The organism is Thermorhabdus hydrogeniformans (genome assembly GCF_049310025.1).
Lineage (GTDB): Bacteria > Bacillota > Thermosediminibacteria > Thermosediminibacterales > Tepidanaerobacteraceae > JBJYKD01.
Genome location: NZ_JBJYKD010000246.1, coordinates 1 through 247, shown reverse-complemented (window position 1 = coordinate 247; position 247 = coordinate 1). Strand labels below are relative to the sequence as shown.

Here is a 247-nt window from a genome sequence, read left to right as displayed (position 1 = left end):
AAAGGGAATATCCGAAGAGAATATGCAAAAAATTGCAAATGAGATGAATCTGTCGGAAACAGCCTTCGTAAGACAACTTGATGACTGTTATTTTAAAATCAGATATTTCACTCCACTCTGTGAAGTAGATTTATGCGGACATGCGACAATTGCAGCTATCCATACGCTTGCTAATAAAGGTTATATCAGGCCAATTGAGAATGGATCAAAGATGGCAACGATTGAGACAGGGGTTGGTCCACTACAG

1 protein-coding gene is annotated in these 247 nt (G+C 39.3%); it reads left to right on the top strand.

What is annotated here, in order from left to right; translation table 11 throughout:
• A partial coding sequence (locus ACKX14_RS16295) for a PhzF family phenazine biosynthesis protein (protein WP_422449472.1) occupies positions 1 to 247 on the top strand: 247 nt, incomplete at both ends.